Below are 22,688 nucleotides of genomic sequence, written 5' to 3' on the forward strand. Positions count from 1 at the left end.
ACAACAATATGTTTGATTTTTCAAAAGTTGTGGACAGGCATGGTACCTGGTGTACCCAGTGGGATTACGTTGCCGACCGTTTTGGTTCAGCCGACCTGCTGCCGTTCACCATCTCCGATATGGATTTTGCCACCGCCCCCTGCATTCTGGAGGCGCTGGCTCAGCGCCTGTCACATGGCGTTTTGGGTTACAGTCGCTGGAAAAATGATGAATTTCTGGCGGCGATTAGCCACTGGTTTCTATCGCGTCATAATACCCAAATCAATCCTCAGTCGCTGGTTTATGGCCCCTCGGTCATCTATATGGTATCGGAGCTGATCCGCCAATGGTCTTCTGCGGGTGATGCGGTGGTTATTCATACGCCGGCTTACGACGCGTTTTACAAAGCGATTGAAGGTAATCAGCGTCAGGTATGCGCTGTCGGACTTGAAAAACGCGCTGACGGTTGGTTTTGCGACATGGTTGCACTAGAAAAAGCTCTGTCCCGGCCTGAAAGCAAAATTCTCCTGCTTTGCAGCCCGCACAACCCAACCGGTAAGGTATGGACGCGCGATGAACTGGAAACCATGGCGGAACTGTGTCAGCGCCACGGTGTAAAAGTCATTTCTGATGAGATCCATATGGATATGGTATGGGCAGACCAGCCGCACATCCCGTGGAGTAACGTCGCGCGCGACAGTTGGGCGCTGTTCACCTCCGGTTCAAAGAGCTTCAATATTCCGGCATTAACCGGGGCTTACGGGATTATTGAGGATGAGCAGAGTCGCAACGATTACCTCAGTGCGTTAAAGGCTCGGGATGGTCTTTCCTCACCTGCAGTGCTCGCGCTTAGCGCACATATCGCAGCCTACCAACAGGGCGCTAGCTGGCTTGATGCGCTGCGGGAATATCTTGCCAGTAACCTGGATTACATCGCGCACGAGCTGAATAACGCATTCCCCGAACTGAACTGGCAGGTTCCGCAATCCACCTATCTGGCATGGATTGACTTGCGTCCACTCAACCTTGATGACCACGCACTGCAGGATGCACTCATCCATCAGCAGAAAGTCGCCATCATGCCCGGATACACATACGGAGAAGAAGGACGCGGTTTTGTGCGCCTCAATGCCGGATGTCCACGTTCCAAACTTGAAAAAGGCGTTCAGGGGTTGATTAACGCCATCCGCACAATACGTTAAATAGTCTTGCGCAATGAAGAACTCATTGCGCAACTCCTTATATAAAAAAACAAATCTGTTTTTTATCGTTTTTTTTAATACTAATTCCTCCCTGACTTTTCCTGCCAGTCAAAATCAACAGCAATAAAAATCAAAAAGACAAGATACAAAGCTGAGAAGATAGCCGAAATATAGCGCTGTTTTATATACATAAAAATCATGAATACAACACAAATAAACATTCACAAAAAGAATTTAACTTTTTTTTTACTCCTGTCCGTAACAACATCCATTTTTCTTTGGTATATCCCTTTTAGTAATCAGCGTTATAGCCTCTCTTTTTACCCGGTTATTGCAACCTTTGCTGGTGTATTGCACATTCAGACGGGGTGCTTTATGACGATGAATTACATGAGTTATCGGCGCAAAAAATATCTTTTACCCCTGGCCTGCGCGTTTTATTTCTCGGGGGTTTTCTTATTTCTTGCGCTCTATATTTATTTTTATAAAAACGGCCTTCCTGGTGTCATCTACAATGACATTGCTGTTTTATACTTTATGAGGAACATGTTAATTACAGGGTTGTTTTTTGCAACATACTATTTATATACGTTTAAAAATAAAAAAGAAAAGCACGGTAAAACAGTTATTTACGCCACTTATTTATGGTGCATGTTGCATCTGGTAATGGCTATCCTCTACTCCATCCGTATTACGCCAATATCGTTTCAGTTGGTTGACACAGAAATGTTTGAATGGCTTAGACCCTGGCGTGGTAGCTTTATTTATGTCCTCATTATCTTGTGGACCTGTATTGTTTTATTAGGGGCAAAATTAACCCGGCTAAAAACACAGTTTTGGGTAAGTATGTCACTGGTTGCTCTGAGCAATCTGTTAAGTGTCATCATTATGCTGAAGTACACACATATAGACTCCGCTGGATGGTATCTCGCCAGAGGCCTGGAGTGCCTTAGCGCAATGGCCGTGATGATCGTGCTCATGTCTGATATTTTCAAGCGCTACAAAGCCTCACGTCAGGCCTATGAATTATCCTATGAAAATTCAGTCCGCGACCCGATGACCCGACTTTTCAACCGTGGCTATTTTTATAACGCACTCAGCAATGAGATTAAAATGACAGCGCCCCATAACCCCCTGAGCATTGTCTTTTGCGACATTGATTTCTTTAAGTCGGTCAATGACACCTGGGGACATTTACAGGGTGACAGAGTGATAATTAAATTGTCAGAAATTATGCAGCGACTGAGTCGGCGTAACGACATCGTAGCACGCATTGGCGGAGAAGAGTTTGCTATTTTGCTACCTGAAACTAACGCTGATGCAGCATTTAACATCGCAGAGCGAATCAGAAAACACGTAGAACAACAAACTCAGGCGACGACTAAAGGTGATTTTCCACGCATCATCACCATCAGCCTGGGTATCGTAACCTCGGTTGATAACCGTTCAGCCCCCGAACAACTTGCTGATTGCGCAGACCGCGCCCTGTATATGGCAAAAAACCGAGGCCGTAATTGCGTTGTGGCTTATTCTGGCGAAGAAGTTTAATAGCAAAGGAAAAGATCACCACCAGGGCGATCTTTTCCTCATGATCAGTTGGTAATTTTCATGTGCAGCTGGAATGCGTTGGTTTTCCCCTCATCCTTCGCCGCGCCTTTTTGATATATTCTGATGGTATACTTACCGCTGGCAGGCAGCGTATTTTTATAAGTGTCACCACTCATCATGCCATCAAAAATGAATTGTTCGCCCGGTGCAATAATACTCATGAAAGGATGAGGCCAGGCGCTTTTCAGAACTGCTTGCATGGTCTGCCCTTTTTTGGCGACAAACGTATAATCTTTTGTTTTATCACCCGTAATTGTCCCCTTGATATCTGCGCCACTGGTGCCTTTCTTAAACTGGATTACATGCGTTTCATCCGCTTTATACGCCGCATGCGCAGGCACAGTTGCCAGCAGCAAACTTCCACAGAACATTGTACTGACAATTAGCTTTACACTTTTCACTTTATTAATACCCTCAGTCATTATTGTGTTTTTATAACATACTTCGCAGCACATTCATAAACTGGAAAGTGTCCATTTTTCGCTATTAGCAATGTTACTCAATAAATATCTGAATAAAATAACACTGACAGGTAGTAATTAAATAAAAACGAGGTAAATAATCTTAAAAAATGAAATCCTCTTATTACACACATGCTGCAGGAAATGCGTTATTGCTTATTTTACGCCCGTCTTACCACCGCAAGCAAAAGCATCGTGATACGGTCTCAAGGATCAGGGAGTCGGAACACCACTCTGTTGGTACGCTAACAGCATGGTCAACAATTTGGCGATGCTTGCTTCCCCATAACCCCGAACTCTGCACTGCTTTTTTTAAAGTTTTTAGAGGTACATTTTTCTGTTGTATAATGGCCTGCACTTTACCTAAATACACGAGTGCGACCATGATTGATACTTCCCTCCCCCTGACCGACGTCCATCGCCACCTTGATGGTAACATCCGTGCACAAACGATCCTGGATCTGGGCCGTCAGTTCAACTTAACGCTTCCGGCACAAACGTTGGAAACGCTGATCCCTCATGTGCAAGTCACATCAACTGAGCCAGATTTAGTGAGTTTTTTATCCAAGCTCGACTGGGGCGTGAAGGTACTGGCCTCGCTGGATGCGTGTCGTCGCGTGGCATTTGAAAATATTGAGGACGCAGCACGTAACGGCCTGCACTATGTTGAACTGCGTTTTTCCCCAGGCTACATGGCGATGGCGCATCAGCTCCCGGTTGCAGGTGTGGTTGAAGCCGTCATCGCAGGCGTACGCGAGGGCTGCAAGACCTTTGGCGTCGAAGCTCGCTTAATTGGCATTATGAGCCGTACTTTCGGCGAAGCCGCCTGTCTGCAGGAACTGGATGCGCTGTTAGCCCACCGAAACCATATTACGGCACTGGATCTGGCCGGTGACGAACTGGGGTTCCCGGGCAGCCTGTTCCTGTCTCACTTCAACCAGGCACGCGACGCCGGCTGGCATATCACCGTACATGCGGGCGAAGCCGCGGGACCAGAAAGCATCTGGCAGGCCATTAAAGAGCTAGGCGCTGAGCGTATTGGTCACGGCGTTAAAGCCGTTGAAGATCGTGCGTTGATGGATTACCTCGCCGAGCACCGTATCGGCATCGAATCCTGCCTGACATCAAACATTCAGACCAGCACCGTTGCCTCACTAGCGAACCATCCGCTGAAAACGTTCCTTGAGCATGGCGTTATCGCCAGTTTGAATACGGACGACCCGGCTGTTCAGGGTGTGGATATTATTCACGAGTACACCATTGCCGCACCAGCTGCAGGCCTAACGCCCGAACAGATCCGCCAGGCGCAAATCAACGGTCTGGAAATGGCATTCCTGAGTAACGAGGAAAAACGAGCCTTGCGCGAGAAAGTCGCCGCAGCGTAACAGGTAAAGTGCCGGATGGCGCTAACGCTTATCCGGCCTACGTTGGTTTTCATTGTAGGCCGGATACGATGCCAGGAAGGTACCGCCTTGCGCCATTTACCTAATCAGGCAAGGCACAGCGTCGAACGATGTTTCGCAGATTCTATACCCAGCTCAATCAGCTCCATAATTTGGATAGCCTGTCTCGCCGGTACCGGGTTTTCACCGTTGCCGTTTAGCGCATCCCGAATGCCAGCATAGTACGCCGGATAGTTGCCCGGTACGGTCAGCCAGGTTTCTTCAACCTGCTCTTCGCCTTCGACTCGCGTCAATACGCCATCGCGCATATCATAACCCCAGTCTTCCTGTGGAAGTCGCTCGCCATTTTTCAGGCGCTCTTCCTGCGGGTCAAGACCATACTTCACATAGCTGCCACGCGATCCGTGCACAATATAACGGGCCGATTCTGCGGCAGCGAGCATGGTGCCATGCAGGATCACACGACGCTGCGGATACGTCAGGATGGCATGGAAGTAATCCGTCGCCTGCGCGCCCGGACGCAGCTGGGCCAGGTCTACCGTCAGGCTGACGGGCAAACCAAACAGATTAATCGCCTGATCCAAAAGATGCGGTGCTAAATCGTACCAGATACCGCTTCCCGGACCGCCCTGTTCACGCCAACGGTCACGAACCTGTGGGCGGAAACGATCGAAATGGGACTCGAAATACGCCACCTCTCCCAAAACACCATCCGCCAGCAGAGCTTTCAGCGTCAGAAAATCACTGTCCCAGCGACGGTTATGGAATACAGACAACACACGCCCCAGGCTACGTGCCAGCGCATCCAACTCACGTGCTTGTGACAGTGTCACGGTAAAGGGCTTATCAACAACCACATGTTTGCCCGCTTCCAACGCTGCTTTCGCTAACGGGAAGTGCGTGTCGTTTGGCGTGGGGATCACAATCAGGTCGATATTTGGATCGTTAAAAAGATGCTTAGGCTCAGCAACAACCGTTACCGTAGGCCAGTCTGCCTTCACTTTTGCTTCATCACTACTGGACACTGCAGCCAGTTCCAGACCCGGCGTGCCCACAATCAGTGGGGCATGGAAGGTTTTGCTGGCATAACCATAGCCAATTAGCCCAACGCGGATGTTGTCACTCATGTTATTGCCTCTCAATTCAGGACTGACCTATTTCACACCATACCTTGCAACGTCTCAATAGTTTAATAACCTTTGCGCTACAAAGGTTGTTTTTTAACTTAAGTCAAACATATGCCACTTATGCTTAACTTGCAGCGAAAAAGAGGTAGAAATCGTTCCCAATCATCTTGCTGTATTAATGAGAGATTAGTAACATTTGCAGCCTGTGTTTATGGATAAATCAAAGCAAATGTCATCAGTAATGAATCGTCTTATTGAATTAACAGGTTGGGTTGTTCTCGCCGTCTCCGTGATCCTGCTGGGTGTTGCCAATCATATTGACAATTACCAGCCACCAGAGCCCGTTGCGGCAGTGCAGAAGAAATAAGCATCCGCAGCCTTTTATTGCCCGGCAATTAACATTGGTAGTTGCAGGGTCTGCCGGCAAAAGATCGCTTTCTGTCAAAAAAAGCGAATTATGCCGCGTCCCGCTCCGCTGCATATTGCCAGCGATCGCTAAGCGCGTTACCCTTGCTCAAGACGCGCATAGCGCCTGATTTTTCACAGGTATGAACACTCTTCTTACATTTGCACGTAAATGCGTTTTTACCTGTGCTCGTTGTTCATTTTTATATTTTCTACTCCATTGGTATTATTTTATTAATATGGATCTGCATTTATGACCGTTCAGGATTACTTATTAAAATTCCGCAAAATCAGTTCGCTCGAAAGTCTGGAAAAACTGTTCGACCATCTTAACTACACGCTCACCGATGATAACGACATTATCAATATGTACCGTGCCGCAGACCATCGCCGTGCGGAGCTTATCTCCGGAGGTCGTCTGTTTGATGTTGGTCAGGTACCTAAATCAGTCTGGCATTACGTGCAATAAAGAAGAAAGTAGCGCTCAACGTTAAAAGCTTTATAATAATTGCCCCAAAATGAATGGCATGATTGATTGCGCGCGTAAACCTGGAGAAGAGATGACTACGACACCGGCACAACGTATCGGAGGCTGGCTACTTGGGCCACTGGCCTGGCTGTTAGTCGCGTTGTTGAGCGCTTCGCTGGCGTTATTACTTTATGTCACTGCGCTGGCTACACCGCAAACCTTCAAAACGCTGGGTGAGCAAAGTACGGCCAATTTGCTGTTATGGGGTGTCTCCTTTGTTACCGCGATCGCCATGTGGTATTACACACTGTGGCTGACGATTGCGTTTTTCAAACGCAGAACCTGTGTACCTAAGCATTATATTCTGTGGCTGCTGATCTCCGTGTTGCTGGCGATTAAAGCGTTTGCGTTTTCACCCGTCCCAGACGCTTTTGCCGTGCGCCAACTGCTGTTCCCATTACTGGCTGCAGCACTGTTGGTGCCCTACTTCAAACGATCGCAGCGCGTTAAATCGACGTTTGTGAACCCGTAATAACCCTACAGTTAACCTGTTGTCGCCTGTTGAAGATTGTCAGATAATAGGCGGCTTTTTATTTCAGGCCGAAAAATGACTGATTACCTGCTGCTGTTTGTCGGAACTGTACTGGTCAATAACTTTGTACTGGTGAAGTTTCTGGGCCTTTGCCCGTTTATGGGCGTTTCCAAAAAACTGGAAACCGCAATGGGTATGGGCCTTGCCACGACGTTTGTCATGACACTGGCATCCATCTGCGCTTGGCTGATTGATACCTGGATCCTAATTCCGCTCAATCTCATCTATCTGCGCACGCTGGCTTTTATTCTGGTTATCGCCGTCGTCGTGCAGTTTACCGAAATGGTTGTGCGCAAAACCAGCCCTGCGCTGTACCGCCTGCTGGGGATCTTTCTACCGCTGATCACCACTAACTGCGCAGTGTTAGGTGTTGCGCTACTGAACATCAACCTCGGCCATAACTTTTTACAGTCGGCGCTATACGGTTTTTCCGCCGCCGTCGGCTTCTCGCTGGTGATGGTACTGTTCGCCGCGATCCGCGAACGCCTCGCCGTGGCGGACGTCCCAGCGCCGTTTCGCGGCAATGCGATTGCGCTGATTACCGCTGGTTTAATGTCATTGGCCTTTATGGGCTTTAGTGGTTTGGTGAAGTTGTAATGAATGCTATCTGGATTGCCGTTGCCGCAGTGAGTCTACTGGGTCTGGCGTTCGGCGCTATTTTGGGATACGCCTCACGACGTTTTGCCGTTGAAGATGATCCGGTCGTGGAGAAAATTGATGAAATTCTCCCGCAAAGCCAGTGTGGCCAGTGCGGCTATCCGGGCTGTCATCCTTATGCTGAAGCGATCGGGTCTCAGGGTGAAAAAATTAACCGTTGCGCCCCCGGCGGCGAAGCGGTGATGTTAAAAATTGCCGCCCTGCTGAATGTCGATCCGCAGCCTATTGATGGCGATGAACAAGACGTTACGCCGGTGCGAATGCTGGCGGTCATTGATGAAAATAACTGTATTGGGTGCACTAAGTGTATTCAGGCCTGCCCGGTCGATGCCATCGTGGGCGCGACCCGCGCCATGCACACGGTAATGAGCGATCTCTGCACCGGGTGCAACCTGTGCGTTGACCCGTGCCCGACGCAATGTATTGAATTACGCCCGGTAGCCGAGACACCCGATAGCTGGAAATGGGATTTAAACACCATCCCTGTGCGCATCATTCCCGTGGAACAACATGTTTAAGTTATTCTCTGCATTCAGAAAAAATAAAATCTGGGACTTTGATGGCGGCATTCATCCACCAGAAATGAAAACCCAGTCAAACGGAACGCCGTTGCGACAGGTTCCGCTGGCGCCGCGTTTCGTTATTCCGCTGAAACAACATATTGGTGCGGAGGGTGAACTGTGCGTAAACGTGGGTGACACCGTGCTGCGTGGTCAGCCCTTAACCCGCGGACGTGGCAGAATGCTTCCAGTCCATGCGCCAACATCAGGCACCGTTGTTGCCATTGCCCCGCACTCCACCGCGCATCCTTCGGCACTGGCTGAGTTGAGCGTCATCATAGACGCCGATGGCGAAGATCGCTGGATTGAGCGAGACGGCTGGACCGATTATCGCTCCCACAGCCGGGAAGAGCTGATTGCGCGTATTCATCAGTACGGCGTCGCCGGGCTGGGTGGCGCAGGTTTTCCCACCGGCGTTAAACTGCAGGGCGGCGGAGATAAAATTGAAACGCTGATCATTAACGCCGCCGAATGCGAGCCGTACATTACGGCAGATGACCGCCTGATGCAGGACTGTGCCGCTCAGGTCGTCGAAGGTATCCGCATCCTGGCGCACATTCTTCAGCCACGCGAGATCCTCCTGGGTATCGAAGATAACAAACCGCAGGCAATATCTATGCTGCGCGCGGTGCTGGCTGATTCACACGACATTAGCCTACGCGTGATCCCCACCAAGTACCCATCCGGCGGGGCCAAGCAGTTAACACAAATCCTGACCGGCAAGCAGGTTCCCCACGGCGGACGCTCCTCTGATATCGGCGTATTGATGCAAAACGTCGGAACCGCCTATGCAATTAAACGTGCAGTAATCGACGGAGAGCCGATCACCGAACGTGTCGTGACGCTAACCGGTGAAGCAGTCAGTCGTCCGGGCAACGTCTGGGCGCGTTTAGGTACGCCGGTTCGTCATCTGCTCAACGACGCGGGCTTCTGCCCTTCCGCCGACCAGATGGTGATTATGGGCGGGCCGCTGATGGGCTTTACGCTGCCGTGGCTGGATGTCCCGGTGGTGAAGATAACCAACTGTCTTCTGGCCCCCTCTGCCAGTGAAATGGGTGAAACGCCAGAAGAGAAAGGCTGCATTCGCTGTAGCGCATGCGCCGATGCCTGTCCGGCCGATCTCCTGCCACAACAGCTTTACTGGTTCAGTAAAGGGCAACAGCACGACAAAGCGACGGCCCACAATATCGCCGACTGTATTGAATGCGGTGCCTGCGCCTGGGTATGCCCAAGCAATATTCCACTGGTACAGTATTTCCGTCAGGAAAAAGCCGAGATTTACGCCATTAGTCAGGAAGAAAAGCGCGCCGCAGAAGCAAAAGCTCGGTTTGAAGCCCGACAGGCGCGCCTTGAACGTGAAAAAGCGGCACGTCTTGAACGCCATAAGAGCGCCGCTGCTCAGCCGGCGGCCAAAGATCATGATGCCATTGCCGCCGCGCTGGCTCGCGTAAAAGAAAAGCAGGCTCAGGCACTGCAACCGGTGGTCATTCAGGCAGGTGAAAAACCTGACAATAGCGCCGTGATTGCAGCACGCGAGGCGCGTAAGGCGCAAGCTCGTGCTTCCCGTAAGGAAAATCCGCCGCAAAGTGAAGGCAGCAGCACGGGTACAGACCCGCGTAAAGCTGCCGTGGAAGCGGCAATTGCCCGCGCCAAAGCCCGCAAGCTTGAGCAAGAAGCGGTAACAGAAACGGCCGAGCCGGTTGACCCACGTAAAGCCGCCGTGGAAGCAGCAATCGCTCGCGCCAAAGCCCGCAAACTTGAACAAGCAGCGGTAACAGAAACAGTCGAACCGGTTGATCCGCGTAAAGCTGCCGTGGAAGCGGCAATCGCCCGCGCCAAAGCTCGCAAGCTCGAGCAGCAGGCGGTAACAGAAACAACCGAACCGGTTGATCCGCGTAAAGCTGCCGTGGAAGCGGCAATCGCCCGCGCCAAAGCCCGCAAGCTTGAACAAGAAGCGGTAACAGAAACAGCCGAGCCGGTTGATCCACGTAAAGCCGCCGTCGCGGCCGCCATCGCACGCGCTCAGGCAAAGAAAGCCGCACAGCAGCAGGTTGTAAACGAGGAATAAATGGTATTCAGAATAGCAAGCTCCCCTTATACCCATAACCAGCGCCAGACATCGCGTATCATGATGCTGGTGTTACTTGCTGCATTGCCGGGGATCGCCGCTCAGCTGTGGTTCTTCGGCTGGGGCACGTTGTTCCAGATCGTTCTCGCTGCCATCAGCGCTATTGCTGCCGAAGCGGGTGTGCTTAAACTGCGTAAACAACCCATTGTGGCAATTTTAAAAGACAACTCTGCGCTACTCACTGGGTTGCTTTTGGCCGTCAGTATTCCGCCCCTCGCGCCATGGTGGATGGTGGTATTAGGCACGGTATTTGCGGTTATCATTGCGAAACACCTGTATGGCGGGCTCGGGCAGAACCCGTTTAACCCTGCCATGATTGGTTATGTCGTGCTGCTCATCTCATTTCCGGTACAGATGACCAGTTGGCTGCCGCCGCATGAAATTGCGGCCACGGTGCCTGGTTTCTTTGACGCCCTGAACGTTATCTTTAACGGGCATACCGCCAGCGGAGGTGATATGAATTCGCTGCGTATGGGTATCGATGGTATCAGTCAGGCAACACCTCTTGATACTTTTAAGACATCCCTGCATGCCGGACGTACCGTTGAGCAGGTGATGCAATACCCGATCTACAGCGGCATGCTGGCAGGCGCTGGCTGGCAGTGGGTGAACCTTGCCTGGCTGGTTGGTGGCATCGTGCTGTTATGGCAAAAAGCGATTCGCTGGCATATCCCGGTTAGCTTCCTGCTGTCGCTCGCCGTTTGCGCCACTTTAGGTTGGATTTTTTCGCCAGACTCACTGGCATCGCCTCAGTTGCATTTGCTTTCCGGCGCGACGATGTTAGGTGCGTTCTTTATTCTTACCGATCCCGTTACAGCATCAACAACCAACCGTGGTCGTCTGATTTTTGGCGCGCTTGCGGGCCTGTTAGTGTGGTTGATACGTAGTTTTGGTGGTTATCCTGATGGCGTGGCTTTTGCCGTGTTGCTGGCAAATATCACGGTTCCCCTGATTGATTATTACACCCGCCCTCGCGTGTACGGACATCGCTAAGGACTAGATATGCTGAAAACGATTCGTAAACACGGTATTACGCTAGCGCTGTTTGCTGCGGGCTCAACGGGGTTAACCGCAGCAATCAATCAATTAACCAAGTCAACCATTGATGAACAGGCCGCGATACAGCAAAAAACGCTGTTCGATCAGGTTCTGCCTGGCGATCGCTACAATAATAACTTGTCTGAAAGTTGTTATCTGGTCAATGCGCCAGCGTTAGGCAAAGGTACGCACCGTGTATATATTGCCCGCCAGGACGATCGTCCTGTTGCTGCGATTCTTGAAGCTACGGCGCCAGATGGTTATTCCGGGGCGATTCAACTGCTGGTGGGTGTCGATTTCACGGGTACCGTGTTGGGTACGCGGGTTACCGAACACCATGAAACACCTGGGCTGGGCGATAAAATCGAACTGCGACTGTCCGACTGGATCACCCATTTTAGCGGTAAAACAATTTCTGCGGATAACACCTCTCACTGGGCAGTGAAAAAAGATGGCGGCGACTTTGACCAGTTTACTGGCGCAACCATTACACCACGTGCGGTGGTTAACGCGGTTAAACGTGCCGGCCTGTATGCGCAGACGCTGCCTGCGCAACTCCCTCAACTTAGCGCCTGTGGAGAATAACCATGAGCGAAATTAAAGACGTGATTGTCCAGGGGTTATGGAAAAATAACTCCGCGCTTGTGCAACTACTTGGGATGTGTCCGCTGTTGGCCGTCACTTCTACCGCAACTAACGCGCTGGGTCTTGGACTTGCGACTACGCTCGTCCTGACGCTGACCAACCTGACGATTTCAGCCCTTCGCCGCTGGACACCGCCAGAAATTCGTATTCCGATTTATGTCATGATTATCGCCTCCGTGGTGAGTGCGGTACAGATGTTGATCAATGCCTACGCCTTCGGCCTGTATCAGTCTCTGGGCATCTTCATCCCGCTGATTGTAACCAACTGCATTGTTGTTGGCCGTGCAGAAGCCTTCGCCGCCAAAAAGGGCCCTGCGTTATCCGCACTTGATGGTTTCTCCATCGGCATGGGCGCAACAGGTGCTATGTTTGTTCTGGGCTCGCTGCGTGAAATAATTGGTAACGGTACACTGTTTGATGGTGCAGACGGTTTGTTGGGTAGCTGGGCCAAAGTCTTGCGCGTTGAGATCTTCCATACTGATACGCCGTTTCTGCTGGCCATGCTGCCACCGGGCGCGTTTATTGGCCTGGGTCTGATGCTGGCAGTGAAGTATCTGATTGATGAGAAAATGAAGAAACGTCGTGCCGAGGCGGCTGTCGTGGACAGTCCCGCGGGTGAAACAGGGAATGCGTAATGAACAAAGCAAAACGTCTGGAAATACTGACGCGTCTGCGGGATAACAACCCGCATCCGACAACCGAGCTCAATTTTACATCGCCGTTTGAACTGTTGATTTCGGTCTTGCTCTCCGCACAAGCGACCGATGTCAGCGTCAATAAAGCGACAGCTAAGCTATACCCCGTCGCCAATACGCCGGCTGCGATGCTGGAGCTCGGTGTTGAAGGTGTTAAGTCCTACATCAAGACAATCGGTTTGTTTAACAGCAAAGCGGAAAACGTAATTAAAACCTGCCGCATTCTGCTGGAACAACATAATGGTGAAGTGCCAGAAGACCGTGCGGCGTTAGAAGCTCTCCCCGGCGTTGGGCGAAAGACGGCTAATGTGGTGTTAAATACCGCCTTTGGCTGGCCCACTATCGCTGTAGATACCCACATTTTTCGCGTCTGTAATCGCACGCAATTCGCCCCGGGTAAAAACGTCGAGCAGGTTGAAGAGAAGCTGCTGAAAGTCGTACCCAGTGAATTTAAAGTCGATTGCCATCACTGGTTAATTCTTCATGGTCGCTACACCTGCATCGCCAGAAAGCCGCGCTGTGGTTCCTGTATTATTGAAGATCTCTGCGAATTCAAAGAGAAAGTCGATATCTAATGCTGCCGGGGCATCCTCCTCGCCCCTTACATACATAACGATTAGTTATGCACTCCCCTGCGTTTATTTTCCCGACAATGATGCCATTCAATTGCTCATATCTAATGCAATATTCTTGTTAATTAACACCTGAGCAGGTTAATCGTTTTTTTAGCAAAAGAAATTTCTATCTATACGTGATCCAGATCATCCAGCTAACACAATGTTAATAAATTTTTATTTTTTAGTTAAGGTGACAATTAGATGACCCAACTGCACAGTTTCTAAACAAAACATTACACTGCCTATTTTTCAGATAATGGCCTATATCACTGGATTCAACCTTAAATAGCAGAACATATCGCCACATTGCGGTTATGGCGGTGATTAAACAGTGTAAAAATCTGCCATTTTAGAAATGAAGAAATTTAACGCTAGATAACATTTCACAGCCCCGACGATTTCACCAGTCATGATATATGTAACAGATTATTACAAACCACTTGTCTGAATGGTCAAGATAGTGAACATTACTTGCCGTTTCCCCTCCCACTATAACAATCGGACGGATGAACTTGACTCATCACGTACCTGAACACCCCCGTTGATATGGGATGTAAAAAAAGAGGTAAAAGTGTCTACTGCAAACAATAAACCAACAGAAAGCGTAAGTTTAAACGCCTTCAAACAACCAAAAGCGTTCTATCTCATTTTCTCTATTGAGCTGTGGGAACGTTTTGGTTATTACGGCCTGCAAGGGATTATGGCCGTCTACCTGGTTAAACAGCTGGGTATGTCAGAAGCGGATTCCATCACCCTTTTCTCGTCCTTTAGCGCCCTGGTGTACGGTCTGGTTGCCATTGGCGGCTGGTTAGGTGACAAAGTTCTGGGAACAAAACGTGTCATTATGCTGGGTGCCGTTGTGCTGGCCATCGGTTATGCGTTGGTAGCATGGTCCGGTCACGATGCGGGTATCGTTTATATGGGCATGGCGGCCATCGCGGTCGGTAACGGCCTGTTTAAAGCAAACCCATCCTCCCTGCTCTCTACCTGCTATGCCAAAGATGACCCGCGTCTTGATGGTGCATTTACCATGTACTACATGTCCGTCAACATCGGTTCATTCTTCTCTATGCTGGCAACACCGTGGTTGGCTGCGCGCTACGGCTGGAGCACCGCGTTCGCTCTGAGCGTCGTGGGTATGCTGATTACCGTTGTTAACTTCGCATTCTGTCAGCGCTGGGTTAAACAGTATGGTTCTAAACCTGACTTTGAACCGATCAACTTCCGTAACCTGCTGCTGACCATTGCTGGCGTTGTGGTACTGATCGCGATTGCAACCTGGTTGCTGCACAACCAGCAGATCGCACGTATGGTTCTGGGTGTCATTGCGCTGGGTATCGTGTTCATCTTCGGTAAAGAAGCCTTCACCATGCACGGTGCTGCGCGTCGTAAAATGATCGTCGCCTTCATCCTGATGCTGGAAGCGATTATCTTCTTCGTGCTGTACAGCCAGATGCCGACCTCACTGAACTTCTTTGCGATTCGTAACGTTGAGCACTCTATTCTTGGCATTGCTTTCGAACCTGAACAGTACCAGGCACTGAACCCGTTCTGGATCATCATTGGTAGCCCAATCCTCGCTGCTATCTATAACAAGATGGGCGATACCCTGCCGATGCCGACCAAGTTTGCGATTGGTATGGTGCTGTGTTCCGGTGCATTCCTGATCCTGCCGCTGGGCGCGAAATTCGCTACCGATGCAGGCATCGTTTCCGTTAACTGGCTGATTATCTGCTACGGTCTGCAAAGTATCGGTGAGCTGATGATCTCCGGTCTGGGTCTGGCAATGGTGGCACAGTTGGTTCCGCAACGCCTGATGGGCTTCATCATGGGTAGCTGGTTCCTGACCACTGCCGGTGCAAACATCATCGGTGGCTACGTAGCTAACATGATGGCTGTACCAGAGAACGTGACTGACCCGCTGATGTCCCTTGAAGTCTACGGTCGTGTGTTCCTGCAGATTGGTGTCGCAACGGCTGTTATCGCTGTTCTGATGCTGCTGACGGCTCCGAAACTGAACCGTATGACTCAGGACGATGACGTCAATGAGAAAGCCTCTAAGGCCGCGACAGCGTAATTCTCAGGGAAACTCATTTTCAGGCCGCTAACTGTTGTTAGCGGCTTTTTTTTTGCCTGAGGTAGCACTACCATACGATATACCTCAGCCAAAAGGAGTTACCGATGAAACTGTTCTACAAACCGGGCGCTTGTTCTCTCGCTTCCCACATCACACTTCGTGAGAGCGGTAAAGATTTCACGCTGGATGGTGTTGATCTGATGAAGAAACGTCTGGAAAATGGCGATGATTTTTTCGCGGTAAACCCAAAAGGGCAAGTTCCCGCACTGTTGCTGGATGACGGGACGCTACTTACCGAAGGTGTCGCCATCATGCAATACCTGGCGGACAGCGTGCCAGACCGCCAGCTCCTTGCCCCTACCAGCAGCCTCTCCCGTTACAAAACCATCGAATGGCTTAACTACATTGCGACTGAACTGCATAAAGGCTTTACGCCACTGTTCCGTCCCGATACGCCGGAAGACTTCAAGCCAACCGTTCGCGCGCTGCTGGAGAAAAAAATGCAGTATGTGAACGACTCGCTGAAAGATAACCAATGGATCTGCGGCCCGCGCTTCAGCATCGCCGATGCCTATCTGTTTACCGTACTGCGTTGGGCCTATGCGGTTAAGCTGAATATGGCAGGATTAAGTAATATTGATGCCTATATGGCGCGAATGGCTGAACGCCCGGCGGTTGCCGCAGCGCTGAAAGCAGAAGGGTTAAATTAATAGTTGTTGCCGGGTGGCACTTACCCGGCCTACAGCTAAAATATGCCCGATAAGCGTGAGCGCCATCGGGCATTAATTACAGCTGAGTTGCACTAAAGTAGTGTTCAGGCTTGGCGATACGATCCTGTGCGGCCACAACCTGCAGCTCATACTCGTGCATATTTTTAGTGGCAATCATCACTTCGTACACCGCCGCAGTCACATGCTCAAGCGCCTGCTGTAAAGATGCGCCCTGCAGCAGTTTCACCAGCAACAAGCCACTCGTCACATCACCCACACCAACCGGTTGACGTGCGCCAAAATCGACTAACGGACGACTGATATGCCACGCCTGTTCAGCGGTGACCAGCAGCATCTCGAAACGGTCGGTGCTGATACCTGCGCGTGCCAGATGCTTCACCAGTACAATTTCAGGTCCCTGAGCGATCAGTTCACGCGCTGCTGCAACGGCCTCGTCGACATTGTTCACCGCATGCTCGCACAGAATTTCGAGCTCAACCAGATTTGGGGCAATAATGTCACTGGCCGGAAGCGCATGGCGTACATGAAATTCCGCCACTCCGGGTGCAACAATACACCCCTTTTCAGGGTGTCCCATCACCGGATCGCAAAAGTATTTTGCCTGCGGGTTTGCCGCTTTTACCTTGCGTACAATACCCAGAATATGCTCGCCCTGTTCTGCTGAGCCAAGATAGCCGCTCAGTACTGCGTCACAGGTCTGGAGTTTATCAATATCAGCAATGCCCTGAACAATTTCAGTCAGGTGGCTCGGCGGCATAACGCAACCGGTCCATTTGCCATACTGCGTGTGGTTTGAAAACTGAACGGTATTCAGCGGCCAGACATTTGCGCCAAGACGACGCATCGGAAATTCTGCTGCACTGTTGCCCGCATGACCAAAAACAACGTGGGACTGGATGGCGAGGATATTCTTCATTTTACTTACCACAACCCTGAAAAAATAAAGGGGCGTAGTTTCCCACGCCCCTGCTAACTCAATCTTACTTCCAGCAAATCAGACAATAGTTCTTCTTGCCACGGCGCAGTAAGGTATAGCGCCCGAACAGGATATCACTATCCTGGAAGAAATATTCCGGATCGGACTGCTTCTCACCGTTGATGGTTACCGCGTTTGACGCAATAGTCTTACGTGCCTGACCGCGAGAAGGTTGCAGCTCGGAGTCCACCAGCGCCTGCATCAAATCGGCACCTTTGTCCATCTCGATCATCGGCACGCCATCCTGCGCCAGCTGTTCGAAATCTGCTTCACTCAAATCGCTGAGATTGCCGTTGAACAAGCTTTCGGTAATGCGTTTTGCCGCGACCAGACCTTCTTCACCGTGAACCAGACGCGTAACCTGTTCGGCCAGAACATACTGGGCACGCGGCGCTTTACCGCTGTTTTTATCTTCTTCTTCCAGCGCATTGATTTCTTCAATGTCCATGAAAGTGAAGAATTTCAGGAAGCGATAAACGTCCGCATCGGCGGTGTTGATCCAGAACTGGTAGAATTTGTACGGACTGGTTTTCTTCGGATCCAGCCACACTGCGCCGCCTTCCGTCTTACCGAATTTGGTGCCATCAGCTTTAGTGATCAGCGGAACGGTCAGACCAAACACCTGATTCTGGTGCAAACGACGGGTTAAATCGATACCCGAAGTAATGTTACCCCACTGGTCAGAACCACCAATCTGCAGTGCCACGCCGTGCAGTTTGTTCAGGCAGGCAAAGTCATAACCCTGCAGCAGGTTGTAAGAAAACTCGGTAAAGGAGATCCCCTGATCGTCACGGTTCAGACGCTGCTTAACCGCTTCTTTGTTGATCATCTGGTTAACGGAGAAGTGTTTGCCGATATCACGCAGGAAAGTCAGTACGTTCATACCGCCAAACCAGTCGTAGTTGTTCGCAGCAATCGCCGAGTTGTCGCCACAGTCGAAATCGAGGAACGGTGCAACCTGTTTGCGGATTTTATCCACCCACTCCTGCACAGTGTCTTCGGTATTCAGTTTACGCTCGGCGGCTTTAAAGCTCGGGTCACCAATCAGACCGGTTGCGCCACCTACCAGTGCAACAGGCTTATGGCCTGCCTGCTGGAAGCGTTTCAGGCATAACAATGGAACCAGATGCCCCAAATGCAAGCTGTCAGCGGTAGGATCGAAGCCGCAATAGAGCGCGATCGGGCCTTGCGCCAGTCGCTCTGCTAACGCTTCCTCGTCCGTCACCTGGGCCACCAGCCCCCGCTCTTGCAATTGTTTAATCAAGTTACTGCTTGCCATCAAAATCTCCATGTATAAAACGACTGCACCTTTGCCGGTACACGACTTTTCGCCTGATGCGAAAGAAACATAGAATAAAGCGCCGGATTGATCAGCACCAGCGCTTAAAACAAGAAATTTGCATCTTTAGGGGGCCAGGCGATCAATTTTCCACGCGTTATCTTCGCGTTGGTATAAAAAACGATCGTGCAGACGGTTTTCACCGCCCTGCCAGAACTCCATTTGTTCAATACTCACGCGAAAGCCGCCCCAGAAACTGGGCAGAGGAACTTCCCCTTGCTGAAACTTCTGCTTCAGTTCGAGGAATTTGCTTTCGAGAATACCGCGCGCGGAGATTCGACTGGATTGTTTTGAGACCCAGGCGCCAATCTGACTATCGCGTGGGCGACTGTGGAAGTATTTCACCACTTCGAGTGTGGAAAGACGCTCTGCCTTGCCGATCACCATCACCTGCCGTTCCAGCGTATGCCAGGGAAATAAAAGGCTGATGCGTGGATTTTTCTCGATCTGATGCGCCTTACGGCTACCAAGGTTGGTATAGAACACCAGCCCTTTGTCATCATAATGCTTGAGTAACACGATACGCTGATACGGCTGACCATTTTCATCGACGGTCGCAACGACCATTGCGGTGGGATCGGCCAGTTTGGCATCACAGGCTTGCCCCAGCCAGCGCTCAAACAGCGCAAGGGGTTCGGCGGGAAGATCGCGGCGGCGAAGACCGCCTTTCGTGTATTCACGGCGCAGATGCGCGATTTGCTGCAATTCGTCGTTATCAGACATGATGTTGGGCTACGGATTGTCAGTGGGTGACGCTATTGTGCGCCGCCCAGGTGAAAATCTCAACGCTTCGGGTTCTGTAACTGACAGTTATTTAGCACAATTCTGTCTCGTTTATAGACCGTTGCCTCGTCGCCTTTAGACCAAAATACGTAGATACCATCGGTATAACGTGCACCTGATGCCGACACGCCCTGTTTGAGGTTCAATAGCTGATTATCATAAACAAAGCTTGCCGTCTGGCGGGTATTGTTCAGCTTCACCGTCAGCGGTTTTTCGTCGCAGCGGTATTCAAGCGTATCCGTTTGCATACGCTCGACAAATTGGTTGTACACACTACAACCGCTAAGCAGTACGGGCAGACACACTAACAACAGTTTTTTCATAGCCATATCCTGAAGACTTTCCTGGTCCTGGAGGGTAATGGCACCCTCCCTAATATCCTTAGTTTACCGGCACACCGCGCTGAATAATTTCAGTTAACTCTGAGTTCGTGGATTGGCAGGATAAATTGCCCCTAAAACACTCGGCTCTGACGCCCCCGTCACAGACGGTAAATTTCCCGGTAATCCGGCCAGCGTTCGCCACGCAAGCCAGGCAAAGGCTAACGCTTCCATATCATCACCGCTGATCCCGGCTTCATCAGTAGAGGTAACCTCTGTACCCGGTAATAATGCCGCCAGACGCATCATCAGCAGTGGATTACGGCTTCCTCCACCGCAAACCATGAGTCGATCACAGCCGCCGCTTAACAAGACCTGCTCTGAAATGGTTACTGCCGTCAGTTCGGCAAGCGTCGCCTGTACATCTCGTGGGCTAATTCCCGGAAACTGCGCCAGATGACGCTCTATCCAGCCGTAATTAAAATACTCACGGCCGGTGCTTTTCGGCGCAGGCGCGGAAAAATAAGGGTCGTTAAGCATATTCTGCAGCAACGGCAGGATCACCGTTCCTGAAATGGCCCACTGCGCATCTTTGTCGTAGGGCTGGCCACATTGCCGCCAGATCCATGCATCCATCAGCATATTGCCCGGCCCGGTGTCGTATCCGCGAACGGGTTGTTGCGGAATAAGCAGAGACAGATTGGCAATTCCGCCGATGTTTAACACCATTCGCCGTTCCGTTGGATGTGCCAGAAGTGCCTGGTGAAACGCGGGAACGAGCGGTGCACCCTGCCCGCCGAGGGCGATATCACGTCGACGAAAATCGCCGACTACGGTTATCCCGGTACGCGCGACAATCTGGTTGTTATCACCAATTTGCAGCGTGTGCGGCGCAGCACCGTTCGGTTCATGCCACACGGTTTGCCCGTGGCAACCAATCGCAACGATATCCTGCGGTTTCAATTTTTCTTGCGCCAACAGCGCATTCACCGCCTCAGCAAATAGATAACCGAGCTGTGCATCTAACTGACCAAACTGAGAAAGTGTAAGCTGCTGCCCCTGGCAGATATCCAGAATCGCTTGTTTAACATGAATGGGGATGGGCCAGGTCAGACTCGCCTGCTGCGCAACCATCGTTTCATCTATTGTCGCCAGCACAACATCGACGCCATCAAGGCTGGTTCCAGACATTACACCGATAAAACGGCCCGATTTCATAGGTCATCCTTTTAAGCAAATTAGCCTTGACACTCAACCATAAAGTGTCGACTAATGCCATGCTTCCTTAATGATTTTTGGTGGCTAATCATTACAATGATCGTTTAATTACATCAATTACATGAATGATTCGTTTATACTCGGTTGATCCGATTTCGGTTAAGATTTTCATATTGTTCCAGTAGAACATGTGACCTTAGGCTCACAAATGCCATATAATTTAGCCATGAAAGGTGCTTTATTAGCGTTTCGTGGTGACAAAGGAGATTTGTAAATGATTAAACGTGTGCTGATTGTTTCATTAATGGGCGTATCTTTAGCGGGTTGCGTTAACAATGACAGCCTTTCAGGCGACGTATATACCGCATCCGAAGCGAAACAAGTTCAGAACGTTACCTACGGTACGATTGTTCATGTTCGTCCGGTGCAAATCCAGGGTGGCGATGACGCAAACGTGATTGGTGCTATTGGTGGTGCGGTACTCGGCGGGTTCCTTGGTAACACCGTCGGCGGCGGTACGGGTCGTTCATTAGCCACAGCGGCAGGTGCAGTTGCCGGTGGCGTAGCGGGTCAAGGCGTACAAGGTGCGATGAATAAAACCCAGGGTGTGGAACTGGAAATCCGTAAGGATGATGGTAATACCATCATGGTGGTTCAGAAACAGGGTGCGACCAAGTTTTCAGCCGGCCAGCGCGTTGTTATGGCTAACAACGGCAGCCAGGTTACCGTGTCTCCACGCTAATCGAATTCACGTGTGGTCAGGCTCTGGCCACACGTAACTTATCGTTTCAACCTTGTGACTGCAGTTCAATAATATTGTGTTCGAGTTTGGCAACCAGCTTAATCAGCAGATCAATTTCCTCAGCTGAAATCCCTTCCAGAATTTCTCCACGTGTTTTGTTGATCACCGCTTCCATATCAGCGATCAGCGGCTCAGCCTTCTCTGTCAGTTTAATTCTCTTAGCTCGACGATCGCTGGCGCAAGTCTGTCGTGAAATGAGTCCCTTTTCTTCCAACTGGTCAAGCGTACGTACCAGCGAAGGCTGCTCGATGCCAATCGCTTTAGCCAACTGAATCTGCGATTGATCCGGCGGCAACTGATGAATGTTGTGCAGCGTAACCCAATGCGTCTGCGTCAACTCCAGAGGTTTCAGGCGATGGTCAATCAGAGCACGCCAAATGCGCACCAACCGTGCCAGATCAGAACCTAATGGCGATTCCAATTTCATCTCCTTATAATTAGCTTGCTAAGTTATTGTGCTGATTTTAGAATAGTGTGCAGCATTTGTATTCCCAAAACAAATGTATTGCCAAATTTGCTTACCGGCTGACATTTTTTCAGACATTATGCGTTACGGAGACTCATTGTCTCTTTTTTGCTAAACCTATAGCAATGCTCTCTTCCGTCAAGGATTTTGCCCGTGAAGTTTATGTTTAATGCAACAGGATTGCCCCTACAAGATTTAATGATCGGCGCATCTGTCTACTTTCCTCCTGTTTTCAAGGCGATTGTAGCAGGATTTATTCTCTGGCTGGTTGTTCATCGCCTGCTGCGCGACTGGATTTACTCCGGCGAAATCTGGCATCCCCTGCTAATGGATCTGTCACTCTTTACGCTTTGCGTATGTCTGGCCTTTGTTATGCTGATAGCGTGGTGA

General features: G+C 50.5%; 25 protein-coding genes. 17 read left to right on the forward strand and 8 right to left on the reverse strand.

Annotation, left to right across the window (positions count from 1 at the left end; all coding sequences use genetic code 11):
• Positions 1–8 precede the first annotated feature (8 nt).
• Both OGX97_RS07910 and OGX97_RS07915 read left to right on the forward strand, forming a co-directional pair.
• Positions 9–1,181, forward strand: coding sequence for a MalY/PatB family protein (locus OGX97_RS07910; protein ID WP_279850571.1), 1,173 nt, complete (start codon positions 9–11; stop codon positions 1,179–1,181).
• Positions 1,182–1,379: 198 nt separating this feature from the next.
• Entirely contained in the window at positions 1,380–2,729 is a 1,350-nt protein-coding gene (locus OGX97_RS07915) for a sensor domain-containing diguanylate cyclase (RefSeq protein WP_279850570.1), read from the forward strand.
• Positions 2,730–2,773: 44 nt separating this feature from the next.
• Here the strand turns inward: OGX97_RS07915 and OGX97_RS07920 are convergent, their stop codons facing one another.
• Positions 2,774–3,211, reverse strand: a complete 438-nt coding sequence (locus OGX97_RS07920; protein WP_239497863.1) for a DNA breaking-rejoining protein — start codon at positions 3,209–3,211, stop codon at positions 2,774–2,776.
• Positions 3,212–3,633: 422 nt separating this feature from the next.
• Here OGX97_RS07920 and add point away from each other — a divergent pair, with 422 nt between their 5' ends.
• Complete coding sequence (gene add, locus OGX97_RS07925) at positions 3,634–4,635, forward strand: adenosine deaminase (RefSeq protein ID WP_111465680.1); 1,002 nt, start codon at positions 3,634–3,636, stop codon at positions 4,633–4,635.
• 104 nt (positions 4,636–4,739) lie between these two features.
• Here the strand turns inward: add and OGX97_RS07930 are convergent, their stop codons facing one another.
• Positions 4,740–5,780 (reverse strand): oxidoreductase, encoded by a 1,041-nt coding sequence (locus tag OGX97_RS07930; protein WP_060682249.1) that lies wholly within the window; start codon positions 5,778–5,780, stop codon positions 4,740–4,742.
• A 241-nt stretch (positions 5,781–6,021) separates the two neighbouring features.
• Here OGX97_RS07930 and blr point away from each other — a divergent pair, with 241 nt between their 5' ends.
• The 12 genes from blr to gstA all read left to right on the forward strand — a co-directional run bounded on the left by blr (position 6,022) and on the right by gstA (position 16,373).
• The gene (gene blr, locus OGX97_RS07935; RefSeq protein WP_279850703.1) at positions 6,022–6,147 is read left to right on the forward strand and encodes a division septum protein Blr; all 126 of its coding nucleotides are present in this window, start codon (positions 6,022–6,024) and stop codon (positions 6,145–6,147) included.
• Positions 6,148–6,438: 291 nt separating this feature from the next.
• The gene (gene ydgT / locus OGX97_RS07940; RefSeq protein WP_008784684.1) at positions 6,439–6,654 is read left to right on the forward strand and encodes a transcription modulator YdgT; all 216 of its coding nucleotides are present in this window, start codon (positions 6,439–6,441) and stop codon (positions 6,652–6,654) included.
• Between the two features lie 91 nt (positions 6,655–6,745).
• Positions 6,746–7,186, forward strand: a complete 441-nt coding sequence (locus tag OGX97_RS07945; protein WP_235123847.1) for a DUF2569 domain-containing protein — start codon at positions 6,746–6,748, stop codon at positions 7,184–7,186.
• Between the two features lie 75 nt (positions 7,187–7,261).
• Entirely contained in the window at positions 7,262–7,843 is a 582-nt protein-coding gene (gene rsxA, locus OGX97_RS07950) for an electron transport complex subunit RsxA (RefSeq protein ID WP_003029144.1), read from the forward strand.
• Positions 7,843–8,421: an electron transport complex subunit RsxB gene (gene rsxB / locus OGX97_RS07955; protein ID WP_032943340.1), complete on the forward strand. Its 579-nt coding sequence runs from the start codon at positions 7,843–7,845 to the stop codon at positions 8,419–8,421. The genes rsxA and rsxB overlap by 1 nt, the downstream gene beginning before the upstream one ends.
• Positions 8,414–10,531 carry an electron transport complex subunit RsxC gene (rsxC, locus tag OGX97_RS07960; protein WP_048235436.1) on the forward strand — a complete coding sequence of 706 codons (2,118 nt, stop codon included), beginning with the start codon at positions 8,414–8,416 and terminating at the stop codon, positions 10,529–10,531. The genes rsxB and rsxC overlap by 8 nt, the downstream gene beginning before the upstream one ends.
• Positions 10,532–11,584: an electron transport complex subunit RsxD gene (gene rsxD, locus OGX97_RS07965; protein WP_279850569.1), complete on the forward strand. Its 1,053-nt coding sequence runs from the start codon at positions 10,532–10,534 to the stop codon at positions 11,582–11,584.
• A gap of 9 nt (positions 11,585–11,593) precedes the next feature.
• Positions 11,594–12,214: an electron transport complex subunit RsxG gene (rsxG, locus tag OGX97_RS07970; protein WP_032943336.1), complete on the forward strand. Its 621-nt coding sequence runs from the start codon at positions 11,594–11,596 to the stop codon at positions 12,212–12,214.
• Positions 12,215–12,216: 2 nt separating this feature from the next.
• Positions 12,217–12,909, forward strand: coding sequence for an electron transport complex subunit E (locus OGX97_RS07975; RefSeq protein ID WP_008784678.1), 693 nt, complete (start codon positions 12,217–12,219; stop codon positions 12,907–12,909).
• Positions 12,909–13,544 (forward strand): endonuclease III, encoded by a 636-nt coding sequence (gene nth / locus OGX97_RS07980; RefSeq protein WP_003029161.1) that lies wholly within the window; start codon positions 12,909–12,911, stop codon positions 13,542–13,544. Before OGX97_RS07975 ends, nth begins: the two co-directional genes overlap by 1 nt.
• Positions 13,545–14,157: 613 nt before the next feature.
• Positions 14,158–15,663 carry a dipeptide/tripeptide permease DtpA gene (gene dtpA / locus OGX97_RS07985; protein WP_020996425.1) on the forward strand — a complete coding sequence of 502 codons (1,506 nt, stop codon included), beginning with the start codon at positions 14,158–14,160 and terminating at the stop codon, positions 15,661–15,663.
• A 104-nt stretch (positions 15,664–15,767) separates the two neighbouring features.
• Positions 15,768–16,373 (forward strand): glutathione transferase GstA, encoded by a 606-nt coding sequence (gene gstA, locus OGX97_RS07990; protein ID WP_003832787.1) that lies wholly within the window; start codon positions 15,768–15,770, stop codon positions 16,371–16,373.
• 76 nt (positions 16,374–16,449) lie between these two features.
• On the opposite strand, the gene pdxY is transcribed toward gstA, so the two are convergent.
• The 5 genes from pdxY to anmK all read right to left on the reverse strand — a co-directional run bounded on the left by pdxY (position 16,450) and on the right by anmK (position 21,030).
• Positions 16,450–17,310 (reverse strand): pyridoxal kinase PdxY, encoded by an 861-nt coding sequence (gene pdxY, locus OGX97_RS07995; protein WP_048214264.1) that lies wholly within the window; start codon positions 17,308–17,310, stop codon positions 16,450–16,452.
• Positions 17,311–17,374: 64 nt separating this feature from the next.
• Positions 17,375–18,649, reverse strand: coding sequence for a tyrosine--tRNA ligase (tyrS, locus tag OGX97_RS08000; RefSeq protein ID WP_020996426.1), 1,275 nt, complete (start codon positions 18,647–18,649; stop codon positions 17,375–17,377).
• 126 nt (positions 18,650–18,775) lie between these two features.
• Positions 18,776–19,432 carry a pyridoxamine 5'-phosphate oxidase gene (pdxH, locus tag OGX97_RS08005; RefSeq protein ID WP_003029169.1) on the reverse strand — a complete coding sequence of 219 codons (657 nt, stop codon included), beginning with the start codon at positions 19,430–19,432 and terminating at the stop codon, positions 18,776–18,778.
• A 59-nt stretch (positions 19,433–19,491) separates the two neighbouring features.
• A complete protein-coding gene (gene mliC, locus OGX97_RS08010) occupies positions 19,492–19,821 on the reverse strand; it encodes a C-type lysozyme inhibitor (protein WP_003029170.1) in 330 nt (109 codons plus the stop codon).
• A gap of 87 nt (positions 19,822–19,908) precedes the next feature.
• Entirely contained in the window at positions 19,909–21,030 is a 1,122-nt protein-coding gene (anmK, locus tag OGX97_RS08015) for an anhydro-N-acetylmuramic acid kinase (protein ID WP_008784673.1), read from the reverse strand.
• Positions 21,031–21,304: 274 nt separating this feature from the next.
• On the opposite strand from anmK, the gene slyB reads away from it, so the two are divergent.
• The gene (slyB, locus tag OGX97_RS08020; protein WP_003029175.1) at positions 21,305–21,772 is read left to right on the forward strand and encodes an outer membrane lipoprotein SlyB; all 468 of its coding nucleotides are present in this window, start codon (positions 21,305–21,307) and stop codon (positions 21,770–21,772) included.
• A gap of 46 nt (positions 21,773–21,818) precedes the next feature.
• Here the strand turns inward: slyB and slyA are convergent, their stop codons facing one another.
• Complete coding sequence (gene slyA, locus OGX97_RS08025) at positions 21,819–22,259, reverse strand: transcriptional regulator SlyA (RefSeq protein WP_008784672.1); 441 nt, start codon at positions 22,257–22,259, stop codon at positions 21,819–21,821.
• Positions 22,260–22,451: 192 nt separating this feature from the next.
• Here slyA and OGX97_RS08030 point away from each other — a divergent pair, with 192 nt between their 5' ends.
• A complete protein-coding gene (locus OGX97_RS08030) occupies positions 22,452–22,688 on the forward strand; it encodes a DUF1656 domain-containing protein (protein ID WP_003029180.1) in 237 nt (78 codons plus the stop codon).

Origin of the sequence: Citrobacter sp. Cpo061 (assembly GCF_030332845.1) — a bacterium.
Classification (GTDB): Bacteria; Pseudomonadota; Gammaproteobacteria; order Enterobacterales; family Enterobacteriaceae; genus Citrobacter; species Citrobacter portucalensis.

What these genes read in the sequence shown, in the direction of transcription:
- OGX97_RS07910 (WP_279850571.1), top strand. Translation starts at nt 9, where the DNA reads ATGTTTGATTTTTCAAAAGTTGTGGACAGGCATGGTACCTGGTGTACC.
- OGX97_RS07915 (WP_279850570.1), top strand. Translation starts at nt 1,380, where the DNA reads ATGAATACAACACAAATAAACATTCACAAAAAGAATTTAACTTTTTTT.
- OGX97_RS07920 (WP_239497863.1), bottom strand. Translation starts at nt 3,211, where the DNA reads ATGACTGAGGGTATTAATAAAGTGAAAAGTGTAAAGCTAATTGTCAGT.
- add (WP_111465680.1), top strand. Translation starts at nt 3,634, where the DNA reads ATGATTGATACTTCCCTCCCCCTGACCGACGTCCATCGCCACCTTGAT.
- OGX97_RS07930 (WP_060682249.1), bottom strand. Translation starts at nt 5,780, where the DNA reads ATGAGTGACAACATCCGCGTTGGGCTAATTGGCTATGGTTATGCCAGC.
- blr (WP_279850703.1), top strand. Translation starts at nt 6,022, where the DNA reads ATGAATCGTCTTATTGAATTAACAGGTTGGGTTGTTCTCGCCGTCTCC.
- ydgT (WP_008784684.1), top strand. Translation starts at nt 6,439, where the DNA reads ATGACCGTTCAGGATTACTTATTAAAATTCCGCAAAATCAGTTCGCTC.
- OGX97_RS07945 (WP_235123847.1), top strand. Translation starts at nt 6,746, where the DNA reads ATGACTACGACACCGGCACAACGTATCGGAGGCTGGCTACTTGGGCCA.
- rsxA (WP_003029144.1), top strand. Translation starts at nt 7,262, where the DNA reads ATGACTGATTACCTGCTGCTGTTTGTCGGAACTGTACTGGTCAATAAC.
- rsxB (WP_032943340.1), top strand. Translation starts at nt 7,843, where the DNA reads ATGAATGCTATCTGGATTGCCGTTGCCGCAGTGAGTCTACTGGGTCTG.
- rsxC (WP_048235436.1), top strand. Translation starts at nt 8,414, where the DNA reads ATGTTTAAGTTATTCTCTGCATTCAGAAAAAATAAAATCTGGGACTTT.
- rsxD (WP_279850569.1), top strand. Translation starts at nt 10,532, where the DNA reads ATGGTATTCAGAATAGCAAGCTCCCCTTATACCCATAACCAGCGCCAG.
- rsxG (WP_032943336.1), top strand. Translation starts at nt 11,594, where the DNA reads ATGCTGAAAACGATTCGTAAACACGGTATTACGCTAGCGCTGTTTGCT.
- OGX97_RS07975 (WP_008784678.1), top strand. Translation starts at nt 12,217, where the DNA reads ATGAGCGAAATTAAAGACGTGATTGTCCAGGGGTTATGGAAAAATAAC.
- nth (WP_003029161.1), top strand. Translation starts at nt 12,909, where the DNA reads ATGAACAAAGCAAAACGTCTGGAAATACTGACGCGTCTGCGGGATAAC.
- gstA (WP_003832787.1), top strand. Translation starts at nt 15,768, where the DNA reads ATGAAACTGTTCTACAAACCGGGCGCTTGTTCTCTCGCTTCCCACATC.
- pdxY (WP_048214264.1), bottom strand. Translation starts at nt 17,310, where the DNA reads ATGAAGAATATCCTCGCCATCCAGTCCCACGTTGTTTTTGGTCATGCG.
- tyrS (WP_020996426.1), bottom strand. Translation starts at nt 18,649, where the DNA reads ATGGCAAGCAGTAACTTGATTAAACAATTGCAAGAGCGGGGGCTGGTG.
- pdxH (WP_003029169.1), bottom strand. Translation starts at nt 19,432, where the DNA reads ATGTCTGATAACGACGAATTGCAGCAAATCGCGCATCTGCGCCGTGAA.
- mliC (WP_003029170.1), bottom strand. Translation starts at nt 19,821, where the DNA reads ATGGCTATGAAAAAACTGTTGTTAGTGTGTCTGCCCGTACTGCTTAGC.
- anmK (WP_008784673.1), bottom strand. Translation starts at nt 21,030, where the DNA reads ATGAAATCGGGCCGTTTTATCGGTGTAATGTCTGGAACCAGCCTTGAT.
- slyB (WP_003029175.1), top strand. Translation starts at nt 21,305, where the DNA reads ATGATTAAACGTGTGCTGATTGTTTCATTAATGGGCGTATCTTTAGCG.
- slyA (WP_008784672.1), bottom strand. Translation starts at nt 22,259, where the DNA reads ATGAAATTGGAATCGCCATTAGGTTCTGATCTGGCACGGTTGGTGCGC.